The sequence below is a fragment of the Streptomyces sp. P17 genome (assembly GCF_032436805.1).
GTDB lineage: Bacteria > Actinomycetota > Actinomycetes > Streptomycetales > Streptomycetaceae > Streptomyces.
The window spans coordinates 1-266 of record NZ_JAVRBF010000936.1; the positions used below are offsets into that span (position 1 = coordinate 1).

Consider the following 266-nt stretch of genomic DNA (forward strand, 5'->3'; position numbering starts at 1 on the left):
CCGCCATCGCCGTGTGCGGCCTGCTGCAACTCGCCGGGGCGCTGGGGCAGCGGGGGGACGCCTACCGCGACGCCGCGTCCGAGATTCTCGGCTCGCTCATCGCCCACTACGCCACCGGAGGCGCCGATGACACCGACGCGCTGCTGCGGCACGCCGTGTATGCCAAACCGCAGGGCATCGGCATCGACGCGGGCTGCATCTGGGGCGACTACTACTACCTCGAAGCGCTGATGCGCGTCACGCGTCCCGACTGGGTGCCCTACTGG

At 71.1% G+C, this 266-nt stretch carries 1 pseudogene; it reads left to right on the top strand.

Annotated features, from left to right (window positions below):
* Window positions 1-266: pseudogene (locus RMT89_RS43495) on the top strand (glucuronyl hydrolase); the annotation flags it as partial.